We start from the raw sequence: 15,092 nt of genomic DNA, 5'->3' as shown, positions 1-15,092 counted from the left end.
TCACTTCCTTAACGTGGCGTTCAACCTTTGTTCGAGCGAGGTGAGGATGTTTTGCGTTGCGGTATTCACCTCATCGTCATTAAGAGTGCGCGATGGATGCTGCCAGGTCAAGCCGACCGCAAGGCTTTTTCTATCAGGATCAATGCCTTTACCCTGATACACGTCAAATAGCCTGAGGTCCGTGAGCCATTCGCCTGCATTTTCACGGATTACATCCAGCACAGCAGTGGCCGGCACGTCCGTGGCCGCAATCAATGCCAAGTCACGACGCACTTCAGGAAAGCGCGACAACTCGCTGAATTTTGGCATTTTGCCCGAAGCCACTTCGGCCAGAACCAGCTCGAAAACGAAGACCGGACGGTCGAGACCGAGGGTTTTCGACAATTCAGGGTGGATCGCGCCAACGAAACCTACCAAACGGCCTTCACGTTCGATGCGCGCGGTTTGACCCGGGTGCAATGCTGGGTGTTTGCCCGGCACAAACGTGAACGAGTCCAGTGCGCCGGCGAAGCCCAGTACCGCTTCCACATCGGCTTTGACGTCGAAGAAGTCCACGACATCGCGACCTTGTGCCCAGCCTTCCGGCAGACGGCTACCGCACACCACACCGGCCAGCATCGGCTCTTGCTTGAGGCCTTCCAGCTGACCGACGAAACGCAGCCCGCTTTCGAACAGGCGGACACGATCCTGCTGGCGGTTCAGGTTGTGCTGAAGCGCCTTGACCAGGCCCGGCCACAGGGACGAACGCATGGCAGCCATGTCGTTGGAAATCGGGTTGGCCAGCAGTAGCGGCTCGACACCCGGATTAAACAACTCGAACTGTTTCGGATCGATGAAGCTGTAGGTGATCGCTTCCTGATAACCACGGGCCACCAGCAGACGACGCAGCTCAGGCAGATCGCTACGCGCTTCAGCCTTGGCTTGTGGTGCCAGACGGGCTTGCGGGTAGCGAACCGGCAGACGGTTGTAACCGTACAGACGGGCCAGCTCTTCGATCAGGTCGACTTCCAGGCTGATATCGAAACGGAAACTTGGCACTTCAACGCGCCACTGCCCTGCCCCATCGGCAGTAATGGACAGGCCCAAAGCACTGAGCAGACGCTCGACTTCGGCCGAATCCATTTCCATGCCCAGCATCTGGGTGATGCGTTGGGCACGCAGGGTGATCGGTGCGATCGACGGCAGATGCTGCTCGCTGACGGTTTCGACGATCGGGCCGGCTTCGCCGCCGGTGATTTCCAGCAGCAGGCCAGTGGCGCGCTCCATGGCTTCACGGGCCAGCTTCCAGTCCACGCCACGCTCGTAGCGGTGCGAAGCGTCGGTGTGCAGGCCATAGGAACGGGCCTTGCCAGCGACGGCAATCTGGTCGAAGAACGCGCTTTCCAGGAAAATATCGCGGGTGGTCGCGGTGTTGACGCCGCTGTGCTCGCCCCCCATGACGCCGGCGATAGCCAAGGCACGGGTGTGGTCGGCGATCACCAGCGTATCGCTACGCAGGCTGACTTCCTGACCGTCGAGCAGCACCAGCTTCTCGCCATCTTCAGCCATGCGCACGCGGATGCCGCCATTGATTTCGGCGAGATCGAATGCGTGCAGCGGCTGGCCCAGTTCCAGCATCACGTAGTTGGTGATGTCGACGGCGGCGTCGATGCTGCGCACGTCGGCGCGACGCAGGCGCTCGACCATCCACAGCGGTGTAGGCTTGGACAGGTCAACGTTACGGATCACGCGACCCAGGTAACGCGGGCAAGCGTTCGGCGCCAGTACTTCGATCGAACGCACTTCGTCGTGCACGGCAGGAACGCTGGCAATGGCCGGGCGCACCACCGGGGCAGCATAAAGCGCACCAACTTCGCGGGCCAGACCGGCCAGAGACAGGCAGTCACCGCGGTTCGGGGTCAGGTCGACCTCGATGCTGGCGTCTTCCAGGTTCAGGTATTCACGAATGTCCTGACCGACCGGCGCATCGGCCGGCAATTCCATCAGGCCGTCGTTGCCTTCGCCAATTTGCAGCTCAGCCTGGGAGCACAGCATGCCGTTGGATTCAACGCCACGCAGCTTGGCTTTCTTGATTTTGAAATCGCCTGGCAGTTCGGCACCGATCATGGCGAACGGGATCTTCAGGCCCGGGCGCACGTTTGGCGCACCGCACACAACCTGGAAGGTCTCCGCGCCGCTGCTGACCTGGCAAACGCGCAGCTTGTCGGCGTCCGGGTGTTGCTCGGTGCTCAGCACCTCGCCCACTACCACGCCACTGAATTCACCGGCGGCCGGCGTAACGCTATCGACCTCAAGACCGGCCATCGACAGACGAGCAACCAGCTCGTCGCGATTTACCTGCGGGCTTACCCAGCCACGCAGCCATTGTTCACTGAATTTCATCCTGCTCTCCTAAGAATTCGTTACGACTAGCGAAATTGCGCGAGGAACCGCAAGTCGTTGTCGAAGAACAGACGCAAGTCGTTCACGCCGTAACGCAGCATGGCCAGACGCTCAACGCCCATGCCGAAGGCAAAGCCCGAAAACTCTTCCGGGTCGATCCCGGACATACGCAGCACGTTCGGGTGAACCATGCCGCAGCCCATGACTTCCAGCCAGCCAGTCTGCTTGCAGACACGGCAGCCTTTACCGCTGCACATCACGCATTCCATGTCGACTTCAGCGGATGGCTCGGTGAACGGGAAGTACGAAGGACGGAAACGCACGGCCAGTTCTTTTTCGAAGAACACGCGCAGGAACTCTTCGATGGTCCCTTTCAGGTCGGCGAAGTTGATATCGCGGTCGACCAGCAGGCCTTCGACCTGATGGAACATCGGCGAGTGGGTGATATCGGAGTCGCTGCGGTACACACGGCCTGGGCAGACGATGCGGATCGGCGGCTGTTTCGATTCCATGGTGCGGACCTGTACCGGCGAGGTATGGGTGCGCAGCAACATGTTGGCATTGAAATAGAAGGTGTCATGCATCGACCGGGCCGGGTGATGGCCTGGGATGTTGAGCGCTTCGAAGTTGTGGTAATCGTCTTCGACCTCAGGGCCTTCGGCGATGCCGTAGCCAATGTGGGTGAAGAACTGCTCGATACGTTCCAGAGTCCGGGTAACCGGATGCAGACCGCCTGAGGTCTGGCCACGGCCAGGCAGGGTCACGTCAATGGATTCGGCGGCGAGCTTGGCCGCGAGATCGGCCTCCTCGAACAACGCCTTGCGCGCATTGAGAACCTCTGTGACACGCTCCTTGGCAACGTTGATCAGCGCACCGACTTGCGGACGCTCTTCTGCCGGCAAATTCCCCAGGGTCTTCATCACCTGAGTCAATTCACCCTTTTTGCCAAGGTAGTGAACCCGGATTTGCTCCAGGGCATTGATATCTTCAGCGCTTTGCACAGCCTCTAGTGCTTGAGAGACGAGCGCATCCAGGTTTTCCATGTACAGACTCCAGATACAAAATAGGGGAAGAGCTTGAAGGCTCTTCCCCTATTTATGACGTTTAACACCTGGCCCCACAGAGGTGAAGCCGGGTGACTGTCGGGGGTACTTAAGCCAAGGTGGCTTTAGCTTTCTCGACAATCGCAGCAAACGCCGCTTTTTCGTTCACTGCCAGATCAGCCAGAACCTTACGGTCGATCTCGATGGACGCTTTTTTCAGGCCGGCGATGAAACGGCTGTAGGACAGACCGTTGATACGTGCACCAGCGTTGATACGAGCGATCCACAGAGCGCGGAACTGACGTTTTTTCTGACGACGGTCACGGTAGGCGTATTGGCCTGCCTTGATTACCGCTTGCTTGGCAACACGGAATACGCGCGAGCGAGCGCCGTAGTAGCCTTTAGCAAGTTTCAGAATTTTTTTGTGACGTTTACGGGCAATGACGCCACGCTTTACACGAGCCATGAGTTACTTCCTCTATTCTTGACTAAAATTAACGAAGGCGCAGCATGCGCTCGACTTTTGCCACGTCAGACGGATGCAGCAAGCTGCTACCGCGCAGTTGACGCTTACGCTTGGTCGACATTTTAGTCAGGATGTGGCTCTTGAAAGCGTGCTTGTGCTTGATACCGTTAGCAGTTTTCAAAAACCGCTTAGCAGCACCACTTTTCGTTTTCATTTTTGGCATGTTCGGATACTCCGCATTCAGTTGATAAACATAATCAGAAGGCCTGCCGTGCCCTGTTGATTACTTCTTCTTTTTCGGGGCGATGACCATGATCAGCTGGCGTCCTTCCATCTTAGGATGCTGTTCGACCGAACCGTACTCGAGCAAGTCACCTTCAACTCGCTTGAGGAGTTCCATCCCCAGCTCCTGGTGGGCCATCTCACGGCCGCGGAATCGCAAGGATACCTTGGCCCTGTCCCCGTCACTCAGGAAACGTACCAGGTTGCGCAGTTTTACCTGGTAATCCCCTTCCTCCGTCCCTGGACGAAACTTGATTTCTTTAACCTGAATCTGCTTCTGGTTTTTCTTGGCCGCGGCAATCTGCTTCTTCTTTTCGAAGATCGATTTGCCGTAGTCCATCAGTTTGCAAACAGGGGGTACTGCATCGGCGGAAATTTCCACCAAATCCAGTTTGGCCTCTTCAGCCTTAAGAAGCGCGTCTTCAATTGACACAATCCCAAGCTGTTCACCTTCAGCCCCAATTAACCGAACCTCGCGTGCCGAGATATTCTCGTTGATCGGGGCTTTCGGTGCAGCTCGTTTATCTTGTCTCATTTCACGCTTAATAATAATTACTCCGAATCTGGGCGACCACGCCGGGAAACCGCTTGCGCGAGAAACTCAGCGAACTGGGCGACGGGCATCGAGCCCAGGTCAGCACCTTCACGAGTACGCACAGCGACAGTCTGCATCTCGACTTCCCGATCTCCGATAACCAAGAGATAGGGAACCTTGAGCAAAGTATGCTCGCGGATTTTAAAGCCGATCTTTTCATTTCTCAAGTCAGACTTGGCACGAAATCCGCTTTCGTTGAGAGTTTTTTCAACCTCGGCGGCAAAATCGGCTTGTTTATCAGTGATATTCATAATCACTGCCTGGGTCGGCGCCAGCCACGCGGGGAATGCACCCTCGTAGTGCTCGATCAGAATTCCGACGAAGCGCTCGAAGGAACCCAGGATCGCCCGATGCAACATCACCGGGTGCTTGCGACTGTTGTCTTCGGAGACGTATTCGGCTCCCAGACGGACAGGCAGGTTAAAATCGAGCTGAAGGGTACCACACTGCCAGACACGGCCGAGGCAATCTTTCAGCGAGAACTCGATCTTCGGACCGTAGAACGCACCCTCGCCCGGCTGCAGATCGTACGGCAGGCCCGCACTATCAAGGGCTGCGGCCAATGCCGCTTCGGCGCGATCCCACAACTCGTCGGAACCAACGCGTTTTTCCGGACGAGTGGACAGTTTCATTTCGACTTCTTTAAAGCCGAAGTCGGCATAGACGTCCATGGTCAGCTTGATGAACGCGGCGGATTCGGCCTGCATCTGCTCTTCAGTACAGAAGATGTGAGCATCGTCCTGAGTGAAGGCGCGAACGCGCATGATGCCATGCAGCGCACCCGACGGCTCGTTACGGTGGCAGGCACCGAACTCGGCCAGACGCATCGGCAGCTCGCGGTAGCTTTTCAGGCCCTGATTGAACACCTGCACGTGGCACGGGCAGTTCATCGGCTTGATGGCGTAGTCGCGGTTTTCCGACTGCGTGGTGAACATGTTGTCGGCGTAGTTGGCCCAGTGCCCGGATTTCTCCCACAGGCTGCGGTCAACGACTTGTGGAGTCTTGATCTCCAGGTAACCGTTGTCGCGCTGAACCTTGCGCATGTACTGCTCGAGCACCTGGTACAGCGTCCAGCCGTTCGGGTGCCAGAACACCATGCCCGGCGACTCTTCCTGGGTGTGGAACAGGCCCAGACGCTTGCCGATCTTGCGGTGATCGCGCTTTTCAGCTTCTTCGATGCGCTGGATGTAAGCCGCCAGCTGCTTCTTGTCCGCCCATGCGGTGCCGTAAACGCGCTGTAATTGCTCGTTCTTGGCATCGCCACGCCAGTAGGCGCCGGACAGCTTGGTCAGCTTGAAGGATTTCAGGAAGCGCGTGTTCGGCACGTGCGGACCGCGGCACATGTCGACGTATTCTTCGTGATAGTACAGGCCCATGGCCTGCTCGTTCGGCATGTCTTCGACCAGGCGCAGTTTGTAGTCTTCGCCGCGAGCCTTGAACACTTCGATCACTTCGGCGCGCGGAGTGACTTTCTTGATCACGTCGTAATCTTTCTCGATCAGCTGCTGCATGCGCTGTTCGATGGCGGCCAGGTCGTCAGGCGTGAAAGGACGCTCGAAGGCGATATCGTAATAGAAGCCTTCTTCGATGACCGGACCGATGACCATCTTGGCCGTCGGGTACAGCTGCTTGACCGCGTGGCCAACCAGGTGGGCGCAAGAGTGGCGAATGATCTCCAGCCCCTCTTCATCCTTTGGCGTAATGATTTGCAGCGAAGAATCGCTGTCGATGATGTCGCTGGCGTCGACCAGCTTGCCATTGACCTTGCCGGCTACGGTGGCCTTGGCCAGGCCTGCACCGATGGATGCGGCGACCTCGGCTACGGAAACCGGGTGATCGAATGAACGTTGACTGCCGTCGGGAAGAGTAATAGTTGGCATGGCGCCTCCTCTCCTAGTGGTGACCCCTACCAAAGGTCACGTGGGTTGGGATGAGCCAGTACAAGATCCGATCCAGGCCATTCAATGACGAACGCCTGCCTTACAGCGGCAGGAGCCTTGCGGCCAACCGGAAAACCGAACCAGAGTGACTGGGATTCAAATCAGGGTTATTCGCGCATTTGCCGCTGCCGGGACGGAAGGTCATCCGGAGCCTGCAAACACCCGAGCCAGGCATGCTAGCACAGATGAACGGTCATCGATGCACCGAGGTTTTCTGCTGGGGCAAATCAGGCTTTTTTGTGCCAGAGTGCTGAACTTGAACCCCATGTCACCCATCAGATAAAAGACATTGACCCGAAAGGAGCATCTCAGCATGCGTCTGAATCGTTTATTCGCAGTAGTCGCCCCCCTCGTCCTGTTGCTGCCGTTGGCCGCCCATGCCGACTGGCCAAAGGGTGAGCGCGAGAAGTACATGGCTCAGTGCACACAGGCGGCTTCCCCTCAGATTGGCGCTGCTGCGGCAAAATCCCACTGCGCTTGTGGCGCCGACGCGATCAAATCCTACCCGGCCGCCGATATTCAGTCGCTGATGGACAACAAGGCCACCCCGGAACTGCAACAGAAGGCACTGGGCGAGATCGCCAAATGCAAGGCCAATGCACCGGCGAAAAAGTGAGGAAAAAGTCCTTTTGACTCGGCCCAACGCTGATAAAAAGTAACGGTTTTCAGCTTTTTCGTACGATTTATGCAGGTTTTACAGCTTTTTTTATTGTCTTTACTTTTGGCTGAAAGCCTTTTAAAACGGGGCTTTCAGCCATACAGAGCAACAAAGAGAACGCGACTGTAGGGCAAACAGCACGTCCGGGGGGCTCCCAAAGCGAACATTTCGACTATGATACTCCGGTGTGCCCAGTTGGCCTGAGCAGCACAGTACTACTGAAAATATATGTTTCTTGGAGATACACCATGTCTAATCGCCAAACCGGCACCGTTAAATGGTTCAACGATGAAAAAGGCTTCGGCTTCATCACTCCTCAAGGTGGCGGTGACGACCTGTTCGTACACTTCAAAGCTATCGAAAGCGACGGTTTCAAAAGCCTGAAAGAAGGCCAAACCGTTTCCTTCGTGGCTGAGAAAGGCCAAAAGGGTATGCAAGCTGCACAAGTTCGCCCAGAGTAATTTTCTGGCGCACTAAAAAAACCCCGTCCATGTGACGGGGTTTTTTATGGGTGAAACAAAAACAATCAGCCGCAGTTGACGCGGGTGACCACCAGATTGCTGTCGGTGCTCAGGTTCAGGCGATCGGAGCGGTACTCCAGAGTCACCATGTCATCAGGCTTGAGAAACCGGGCATTCTGCGCGCCTGCACGGGTACGCGCCTGCTCCAGCAATTCGGGCGAAGCCTTTTTGCCAATGGTGAATTCGGCAGCCTTTGCTTCACAACGGCTGTGGCCGGTATCGGTCGCCACAGGGTCCTTTGCCGACTCGGTGGACGTACTGCTGCAACCGGCCAGCAGAGTGGCGGCCAACAACGTACCCAATGATGCGAGCTTCCAAGGCATGAAGCCTCCTTTCTTTCAAAAATTAAGCAGAGATCGTGCGACCGCCATTTTGGTGTTTGGTTTCAAGGCGGGCGCTATCGCCCTGCCCTCGATCTGGACGAGTGGCGAGTTTGCCTGAGCATCGCCCTGGCGTTCATCCCGCAATCGTCACTGAATATGAACAGCGTTCAATAGACGTCGATGTAGTCGTACGGCGGATTCGGCCAGTTGTCTTTCAGCGCGTTGAAGATCTGCATGACCCACACCTCATCGCTGGCTGCGACCCGTCCGACATAACCCGAGCCCTTGGCCCATGTTTCCAGGCGAAACCGCAGCCCGTCGATATCAGTACCACCCACGACACCCGACGAAATGTAAGCGATGCCGCCCTTGGTGACCCGCAACTGAGTGTGCTCATCGTCGCTGGCAGAGGCCAGTAGCTGACGCACTGCTTCGAGGGTCAAGCCGTCAGGAGTGTTCAAATCGATCTGCACAGCACAATCCTTGAAAATTCGTCAAAGACCAAGTGTCGCATAGCCCTCTCCTGATGCCTAAGTCGGAGTGCCAAACGTCCTGCAAAATGGTTAACTCGACACTCAGACTTTCCCGACTTCACGAGCGCCATCATGACCACCGTAAGCATCGACGCCAATATCACAATCAAGTGGCCACAGGGCCACAGCTCTTACAGCCCGGGCAGTCCGGAAGAGCTGGCAATCATTGGTATCGATTTGCTGGTCAAGGAATTGGGGACACAGGCCGCCCAGACCTTCATAACCCAGGTTCTCGAGAAGTACTCCGACGACTATAAGGGCATGAGTGCAACGGATACCGAATAGCGGAAAACCCCGCAGGCTGGCACCTGCGGGTCTATGGATTACTTCAAGCGAGCCAGGCGCTGGGTCAGCAGATCGAAGAAGCCCTGGGCGTCGCCATTTTCAACCCAGAAGGCATTCTTCGGTGCCTTCAGGCCGTCATACCAGTCGACAACGGTCTGACCGAAGGTCGGCCCTTCTCGACTGTCGACCACCACGTTTACCGAGCGACCGGTAAACAGTTCCGGCTTGAGCAGGTAAGCGATGACCGTGGCGTCATGCACCGGGCCACCCGGAATGCCGTAGTGCTCCATGTCACCTTTGACGTATTCGTTGAGAATATCGCCCACCAGCTTGCTGGCATTGTTGTCCAATGCGGCGATTTGCTGCAGGCGCGCTTCACTGGTGAGGATCTTGTGGGTCACGTCCAGCGGCAGATAGGTCAGTTTGACGCCACTCTTCAGCACCACTTCCGCCGCCTGCGGGTCAGCGAACAGATTGAACTCGGCCACCGGGGTGATGTTGCCACCATTGAAGTGCGCACCGCCCATGATCACCACTTCCTTGATGCCCTGAACGATTTCAGGCTCCTGGATCAGCGCCAAGGCCAGGTTGGTCTGAGGGCCGAGCATGGCGATGGTGATGCTGTGGGGTTTGGCGGCCTTCAGGGTATCGATCAGGTAGTTGACTGCATTGCCTTCGGCCAGGCCTTTCTTCGGCTCATGCACGGTGACACCGGACAGACCTTCCTTGCCGTGGATGTTTTCGGCATAGATCGGCGTGCGCATCAGCGGTTTCGGCGCCCCCGCGTACACCGGCACCTCCTCACGCCCTGCCCATTCACGGGCCAGACGCGCATTACGCGAGGTCTTGTCCAGACGCACGTTGCCAGCGACGGTGGTCAGCGCACGAATGTTCAACTCTTCCGGCGAGGCCAGGGCAAACAGCAAGGCGACCACGTCGTCGGCACCTGGATCGGTGTCGATGATCAAGTCGATCTTTTCCGCCGCGTAGGCGCTTGTTGCGGTAATCAGGGACAAAAGCAGCAGACTCCGAAGCAGGTGATGCAGTTTCTGAGCATAGCGATGCATAGCGCACTCCTTGTGCGTGGGAAGAACGGAAAGTTAGAACGTTACGCCAGCCACCAAAACGATGTTGCAGTACGGCTGACATTCGCCTGTACGAACAATCGCCCTCGCTTGTCGGCTGAGCGCCTTGAATTGTTCATGACTGATCAGCTCGCGCCGGCCAAGCGCACCTTCGGCATTCAGTTCATCCAGCGCGCTCAAGGCCGATGGCTTTTTGTCCAGAATCTCATGGGCCAGTACATGGCTTTCGACCTGCATTTCGCTGAGCACAACCTTCAAGGTACTGATGAAATCCGGAATGCCATGGGTCAAGGCCAGGTCAATCAACTCGACGCCGGGCGGTACTGGCAAGCCGGCATCGCCGATCACAACGGTGTCGCCATGACCCAGGGATGCGATCAGCCGCGACAACGCGACGTTGAGCAAAGGTGTCTTTTTCATGGTGCTTTAAACGCCTGTACGTCGGACAAGGTAGGAATCGAAGGTTGCGCGCCAGCCCGGGTGACCGACAGCGCAGCGGCGACCTGACCGAAACGGATCGCCTCGGCCTCGCTTTTGCCGGCCGCCAGGGCCGCTGCGAAACCACCGACAAACGTGTCGCCGGCCGCGGTGGTATCGACTGCTTTCACTTTCGGTGCCGGGAAATGCTCGAAGGTGATGCCATTGGCGAACAGCGATCCCTGAGCGCCAAGGGTGATGATCACCTTACCGGCGCCCATGGCGATCAAGCGGGTCGCGGCGGCTTCGGCAGTGCTCAGGGAATCCACCGGCAAACCGCTCAAGGCCGACGCTTCGCTTTCGTTGGGGATCAGGTAATCGATGGCCGCATACCAATCCGCCGGCAGCGGGCGACTGGCCGGCGCCGGATTGAGGATCACGGTCTTGCCCAACTCACGACCGCGTTTCAAAGCATGGCCGACCGTGGCATCCGGCACCTCCAGCTGACAGATGATGACATCCGCCTTCTGCAATACGTTGTCGAAACGGTCGATCACCTCAGGGGTCAGCGCGCCGTTGGCACCAGCAACAATCACGATCGCGTTCTGACTGTTGTCATCGACCACGATCAACGCCACGCCGCTGGAATCCTCGACCGTACTGACGGCCTGGCAATCGATCCGCTCGGCCAACAGCGCTCCGCGCAGCGCTTCGCCATAAGCATCGCTGCCGACACAACCGACCATCGACACCTGCGCTCCCAGCCGCGCCGCGGCCACGGCCTGGTTCGCACCCTTGCCGCCGGAAACCGTGGAAAATGACTGGCCGATCAGCGTTTCACCACCACGGGGCAGCCGTGGCGCCCGGGTCACCAGGTCCATGTTCAGGCTGCCTATTACCACTACTTTTGCTGGCATACATCTTTACTCATCAATTCGATTTCAGCGGTGCTTTTTTTTGTTTAGCGGTGCTTTCGGCTCAGCGATATTGGGCAAACACACCGGCCAGCGGCGCGGTCGATTCCCGCAGGACAATACTGGGCGTCACGATGCGCTGATCGGTCGCCAGATCCGGCGCGGCGATCCGACGCAGCAACACCTCGGCCGCCATCTCGCCAAGTTGCAGGATTGACTGGCCCACGGTGGTCAACGCCGGATAGACGTAACGGCTCATCTGGATATCGTCGAAACCAATCACCGACAACTCGGTGGGCACACGAATATTGCGCTCGGCAGCGGCACGCAACACACCGATGCCGATCATGTCGTTGCCGGCGAAGATCGCGCTGGGCGGGTTCTTTTCCAGCAGGATCGCGGCGGCGTTGTAACCGCCGGTGCTGGTGAAGTCGCTTTCCAGCATGCGCTCGCGCGGCACCTCGACGCCCGCCTCTTTCAACGCCCGGCAATAACCGGCCAGACGCATCTGCGCCACGCTGGTACTCGCCGGGCCGCCAATCGTGGCGATGTCCCGATGCCCCAACTCCAGTAAGTGCCGGGTCGCCAGATAGGCACCGTATTCGTGATCGATGCGCACCAGGTCCGCATCGACTCCCTCCAGGTCACGGTCGACGATCACCATCGGCGTACGCACGCCCGTCAGGCCTTCGGCCAAGCTGCTGTCACCACCGGCAGACGCTACGATCAAGCCGTCGATGCGTTTTTCCAGCAGCACGCGAAGGTAGCTGCGCTGCTTTTCCAGGTTGTCATCGGAATTGCAGAGAATGACGCAATAGCCATTGCGCTCGCAGTAATCCTCGATGCCACGGGCCAGCTCGGCGAAGTACGGGTTGAGGCTGTTGGGCACCAGCAGGCCGATGGTCGCGGTGGTTTTCGCCTTCAACGAGCGAGCCACGGCGCTGGGCACGTAGTCGAGGCTTTTGATTGCCGCCTCGACCTTGATCCGCACTTCCTCACTGACTGGCCGCGTCTTGTTCACCACATGGGAAACCGTGGTGTAGGAAATGCCCGCGAGTGCCGCTACATCCTTGATCGTTGCCATGACTCAGGTCCGCCGGCTTGCGCGCTGACTGCGATAGGTATCGAGCACCACCGCCACCACGATAACCGCACCGGTGATGATGCGTTTGGTTGGCTCGGTCGCGCCGATCTGCGCCAGACCGGCCGCCAGCACGGAGATGATCAGTACACCGAAGAACGTGCTGATCACCGAACCGCGCCCGCCCATCAGGCTGGTGCCGCCGATCACCACCGCAGCGATCACTTGCAGTTCCAGACCGGAGCCGGCATTCGGGTCCGCCGCTTCCAGGCGAGAAATCTGAAACAACGCAGCAATACCGGCCAGCAATCCCATCAGACTGAAGACCAGAATCTTGTAGGGCTTCGGATTGATCCCCGCCAGACGCACCGCCTCCTCGTTGGTGCCGATGCCGATCAGGTAACGACCGAACACCGTACGCGTCAGCACAGCCTGGGCGATGAAGATAATCAGCAAGGCGATGATGAACGATGGCGAGATGCCGAATGCGATCGGATTGGACAGCCAGGCGAAGGCATCACCGATATAGGCGGTGCGCGAACCGGTCATTTGATACGCCAGCCCCCGCGCCATTTCCAGCACACCGAGGGACACGATGAATGACGGAATCCGCCAAGCCACGGTAATCGAACCGGTGATAGTGCCCGCCAGTGCCGCGGCGCCCATTCCCAGCAACGCTGCCGGCAGCACGCTCCAGCCCCAGCCGAGAATCGCCACGCTGACTGTCGACGCCGCCAGCGCCAGCACCGAACCCACCGACAAGTCGATTCCGCCGATGATCAATACGAAGGTCATGCCGACCGCCAGCACCATCAGATCGGGAATCTGGTTGGCCAGGGTGCTGAAGGTGTCGTAAGACAGGAAATGGCTGCTCAACACAGAGAACAGCGCGACCATCGCCAGCAAGGCACCGGCCAGGCCCAGGTAAGTGCCGAGGCCGTAAAAATTGCCACTACGTTTGCCGACCAGAGTTGCAGTATTCATGGAAGATCCCTAGGCGCTGCTTCGTTGAGCAACGCATCACGTTTTTGGTAGCCGGCGAACGCGGCGGCAAGCAAATCATCCTGGGTCCAGCTGTCACGCTCGAAGGTGTCGATCAGACGCCCTGCCGACAGCACGCCAATGCGGTCACAGATCAGCATCAGTTCGCGCAGGTCGCTGGACACCACCACCAGTGCTTTGCCCTGACGGGTCAACTCACCGAGCAATGTATAGATGTCGAACTTGGCGCCGACGTCGATGCCTCGGGTCGGCTCGTCGAACAGCATCACCGTGCAGTCGCGTTCGAGCCAACGGCCGATCACCACTTTCTGCTGATTGCCGCCGGACAATTCCGAGACCAATTGCGTCGGGCTGGAGCTGCGAATGCGCATGGCGTCGATCTGACGCTGGGCCAGCGACATCTCGTCACCGTTGTTGACGAAGCCGCCGCTGGAAATCACCGGCATATTGCCCAGGGCAATGTTGGCGCTGATCGATTGCGTCAGCAGCAGGCCTTCGCCCTTGCGATCTTCGGTGATCAGCGCGATGCCATGACCGACCGCGTCGGCCGGCGAACGAATATCCACCACCTGAGCCGGCGACCCCAGCGCGACGGTGCCGCTGTCAGCTGTATCGGCGCCGAAGATCAGGCGCAGCAACTCGGTGCGCCCTGCCCCGATCAAACCGGAGATCCCGAAGATCTCGCCGGCGCGCACCTCGAAGGACACATCGCGAACCTTGTCGGAACGGGTCAGCCCTTTGACCGTCAAGGCCGGAGCACCGATATTGCGCGGGCCCATGTCGATGTGCTCGCCCAGCTCACGGCCGACCATCAGGGTGACCAGTTGCTCGCTGTTGTAATTGGCCATCGGCTCGACACAGACCAGGTTGCCGTCGCGTAATACCGCGATGCGCTGGGCCACCCGTGCCAGTTCTTCGAGACGGTGGGAAATGTAGATGATCGCCACGCCGCGCGCCTGCAGGCGAGTGATCTGCTCGAAGAGCATTTCAACTTCACGGGCCGTCAGCATCGCGGTCGGCTCGTCGAGGATCAGCACATGGCAATCGCCGATCAGGTTGCGGGCGATTTCCACCATCTGCTGGTGACCGATACCCAGCTCACCGACCAGGGTGTCCGGATCGATGGCATCGAGGCCGACCTGAGCCATGGCCTCGATCGCCGCCCTGCGCAGTTGCTTGCGGCTGATCCAGCCACCGAGGCTGGGCAGGTTGTCGAGGAACAGGTTTTCCGCCACCGACAATGTCGGCAACAGATTGAGTTCTTGCATGACCATGCGCACGCCCAGCTTTTCGGCCTGGCTGCGGCTGCCGGGACAGTAATCCTGACCCTGGAATTGCATCTGGCCGGTGGTCGGCGTGACCAGCCCGCCAATGATTTTCGACAGCGTACTTTTGCCGGCGCCATTCTCGCCGGTCAGCGCCAGCACTTCGCCGCGCATCAGCGTCAGGTCGATGCCGGTCAGGACTGGTTGAGCGTAGGTCTTACCGATACCGCTGACCGAGAGGACAGCGTTCGGGGCGGAAACTGACATAAAAACTCTCCATGCGCCCGCCCCAAGGGGCGA

The 15,092-nt window shown here is 58.4% G+C and carries 17 protein-coding genes; 3 read left to right on the top strand and 14 right to left on the bottom strand.

The features are described from left to right. From pheT to thrS, 6 genes are all read right to left on the bottom strand, one after another. Positions 1–2,382: a phenylalanine--tRNA ligase subunit beta gene (gene pheT, locus F475_RS29335; protein ID WP_111455374.1), complete on the bottom strand. Its 2,382-nt coding sequence runs from the start codon at positions 2,380–2,382 to the stop codon at positions 1–3. A 26-nt stretch (positions 2,383–2,408) separates the two neighbouring features. After that, on the bottom strand, positions 2,409–3,425 hold the full coding sequence (gene pheS / locus F475_RS29330; RefSeq protein WP_007940232.1) for a phenylalanine--tRNA ligase subunit alpha: 1,017 nt from the start codon (positions 3,423–3,425) through the stop codon (positions 2,409–2,411). A gap of 109 nt (positions 3,426–3,534) precedes the next feature. Then, entirely contained in the window at positions 3,535–3,891 is a 357-nt protein-coding gene (gene rplT, locus F475_RS29325; protein ID WP_007905879.1) for a 50S ribosomal protein L20, read from the bottom strand. Between the two features lie 28 nt (positions 3,892–3,919). Continuing rightward, complete coding sequence (gene rpmI, locus F475_RS29320) at positions 3,920–4,114, bottom strand: 50S ribosomal protein L35 (protein WP_002553160.1); 195 nt, start codon at positions 4,112–4,114, stop codon at positions 3,920–3,922. Between the two features lie 60 nt (positions 4,115–4,174). Next, a complete protein-coding gene (gene infC, locus F475_RS29315; protein ID WP_172435341.1) occupies positions 4,175–4,726 on the bottom strand; it encodes a translation initiation factor IF-3 in 552 nt (183 codons plus the stop codon). After that, the gene (gene thrS / locus F475_RS29310; RefSeq protein WP_007940231.1) at positions 4,726–6,648 is read right to left on the bottom strand and encodes a threonine--tRNA ligase; all 1,923 of its coding nucleotides are present in this window, start codon (positions 6,646–6,648) and stop codon (positions 4,726–4,728) included. Before thrS ends, infC begins: the two co-directional genes overlap by 1 nt. Before the next feature lie 373 nt (positions 6,649–7,021). Between thrS and F475_RS29305 the strand changes: the two genes are divergently transcribed. Continuing rightward, entirely contained in the window at positions 7,022–7,324 is a 303-nt protein-coding gene (locus F475_RS29305) for a hypothetical protein (protein WP_111455373.1), read from the top strand. Positions 7,325–7,614: 290 nt separating this feature from the next. Next, positions 7,615–7,827 carry a cold-shock protein gene (locus tag F475_RS29300; RefSeq protein ID WP_003179963.1) on the top strand — a complete coding sequence of 71 codons (213 nt, stop codon included), beginning with the start codon at positions 7,615–7,617 and terminating at the stop codon, positions 7,825–7,827. Between the two features lie 65 nt (positions 7,828–7,892). Here F475_RS29300 and F475_RS29295 read toward each other — a convergent pair whose 3' ends face one another. Together F475_RS29295 and F475_RS29290 are read right to left on the bottom strand one after the other, a co-directional pair. After that, a complete protein-coding gene (locus F475_RS29295) occupies positions 7,893–8,210 on the bottom strand; it encodes an I78 family peptidase inhibitor (RefSeq protein WP_018930278.1) in 318 nt (105 codons plus the stop codon). Between the two features lie 167 nt (positions 8,211–8,377). Continuing rightward, positions 8,378–8,683 carry a hypothetical protein gene (locus F475_RS29290; protein WP_018930280.1) on the bottom strand — a complete coding sequence of 102 codons (306 nt, stop codon included), beginning with the start codon at positions 8,681–8,683 and terminating at the stop codon, positions 8,378–8,380. 132 nt (positions 8,684–8,815) lie between these two features. Here F475_RS29290 and F475_RS29285 point away from each other — a divergent pair, with 132 nt between their 5' ends. Next, positions 8,816–9,028 carry a hypothetical protein gene (locus F475_RS29285; RefSeq protein WP_018930281.1) on the top strand — a complete coding sequence of 71 codons (213 nt, stop codon included), beginning with the start codon at positions 8,816–8,818 and terminating at the stop codon, positions 9,026–9,028. Between the two features lie 38 nt (positions 9,029–9,066). On the opposite strand, the gene F475_RS29280 is transcribed toward F475_RS29285, so the two are convergent. The 6 genes from F475_RS29280 to F475_RS29255 all read right to left on the bottom strand — a co-directional run bounded on the left by F475_RS29280 (position 9,067) and on the right by F475_RS29255 (position 15,059). After that, positions 9,067–10,095: a nucleoside hydrolase gene (locus F475_RS29280; protein WP_086945278.1), complete on the bottom strand. Its 1,029-nt coding sequence runs from the start codon at positions 10,093–10,095 to the stop codon at positions 9,067–9,069. Positions 10,096–10,128: 33 nt separating this feature from the next. Continuing rightward, complete coding sequence (rbsD, locus tag F475_RS29275) at positions 10,129–10,533, bottom strand: D-ribose pyranase (protein WP_111455372.1); 405 nt, start codon at positions 10,531–10,533, stop codon at positions 10,129–10,131. After that, positions 10,530–11,447 (bottom strand): ribokinase, encoded by a 918-nt coding sequence (rbsK, locus tag F475_RS29270; protein WP_111455371.1) that lies wholly within the window; start codon positions 11,445–11,447, stop codon positions 10,530–10,532. The genes rbsD and rbsK overlap by 4 nt, the downstream gene beginning before the upstream one ends. 61 nt (positions 11,448–11,508) lie before the next feature. Continuing rightward, a complete protein-coding gene (locus F475_RS29265; protein WP_111455370.1) occupies positions 11,509–12,528 on the bottom strand; it encodes a LacI family DNA-binding transcriptional regulator in 1,020 nt (339 codons plus the stop codon). Between the two features lie 3 nt (positions 12,529–12,531). After that, positions 12,532–13,509 carry an ABC transporter permease gene (locus F475_RS29260; protein WP_007940220.1) on the bottom strand — a complete coding sequence of 326 codons (978 nt, stop codon included), beginning with the start codon at positions 13,507–13,509 and terminating at the stop codon, positions 12,532–12,534. Continuing rightward, on the bottom strand, positions 13,506–15,059 hold the full coding sequence (locus F475_RS29255; RefSeq protein WP_111455369.1) for a sugar ABC transporter ATP-binding protein: 1,554 nt from the start codon (positions 15,057–15,059) through the stop codon (positions 13,506–13,508). The genes F475_RS29260 and F475_RS29255 overlap by 4 nt, the downstream gene beginning before the upstream one ends. Between the last annotated feature and the right edge of the window lie 33 nt (positions 15,060–15,092).

It is taken from the genome of Pseudomonas sp. URMO17WK12:I6 (assembly GCF_003253625.1).
In the GTDB taxonomy this organism is placed as follows: domain Bacteria; phylum Pseudomonadota; class Gammaproteobacteria; order Pseudomonadales; family Pseudomonadaceae; genus Aquipseudomonas.
This window is presented reverse-complemented; position numbering and strand designations above follow the sequence as displayed.

Excerpts from the sequence above, each read along its gene's own strand:
- F475_RS29280 (WP_086945278.1), bottom strand. The coding sequence starts at position 10,095 with ATGCATCGCTATGCTCAGAAACTGCATCACCTGCTTCGGAGTCTGCTG.
- rpmI (WP_002553160.1), bottom strand. The coding sequence starts at position 4,114 with ATGCCAAAAATGAAAACGAAAAGTGGTGCTGCTAAGCGGTTTTTGAAA.
- F475_RS29260 (WP_007940220.1), bottom strand. The coding sequence starts at position 13,509 with ATGAATACTGCAACTCTGGTCGGCAAACGTAGTGGCAATTTTTACGGC.
- pheT (WP_111455374.1), bottom strand. The coding sequence starts at position 2,382 with ATGAAATTCAGTGAACAATGGCTGCGTGGCTGGGTAAGCCCGCAGGTA.
- F475_RS29285 (WP_018930281.1), top strand. The coding sequence starts at position 8,816 with ATGACCACCGTAAGCATCGACGCCAATATCACAATCAAGTGGCCACAG.
- rbsD (WP_111455372.1), bottom strand. The coding sequence starts at position 10,533 with ATGAAAAAGACACCTTTGCTCAACGTCGCGTTGTCGCGGCTGATCGCA.
- rbsK (WP_111455371.1), bottom strand. The coding sequence starts at position 11,447 with ATGCCAGCAAAAGTAGTGGTAATAGGCAGCCTGAACATGGACCTGGTG.
- rplT (WP_007905879.1), bottom strand. The coding sequence starts at position 3,891 with ATGGCTCGTGTAAAGCGTGGCGTCATTGCCCGTAAACGTCACAAAAAA.
- F475_RS29305 (WP_111455373.1), top strand. The coding sequence starts at position 7,022 with ATGCGTCTGAATCGTTTATTCGCAGTAGTCGCCCCCCTCGTCCTGTTG.
- F475_RS29255 (WP_111455369.1), bottom strand. The coding sequence starts at position 15,059 with ATGTCAGTTTCCGCCCCGAACGCTGTCCTCTCGGTCAGCGGTATCGGT.
- thrS (WP_007940231.1), bottom strand. The coding sequence starts at position 6,648 with ATGCCAACTATTACTCTTCCCGACGGCAGTCAACGTTCATTCGATCAC.
- pheS (WP_007940232.1), bottom strand. The coding sequence starts at position 3,425 with ATGGAAAACCTGGATGCGCTCGTCTCTCAAGCACTAGAGGCTGTGCAA.
- F475_RS29295 (WP_018930278.1), bottom strand. The coding sequence starts at position 8,210 with ATGCCTTGGAAGCTCGCATCATTGGGTACGTTGTTGGCCGCCACTCTG.
- F475_RS29300 (WP_003179963.1), top strand. The coding sequence starts at position 7,615 with ATGTCTAATCGCCAAACCGGCACCGTTAAATGGTTCAACGATGAAAAA.
- F475_RS29265 (WP_111455370.1), bottom strand. The coding sequence starts at position 12,528 with ATGGCAACGATCAAGGATGTAGCGGCACTCGCGGGCATTTCCTACACC.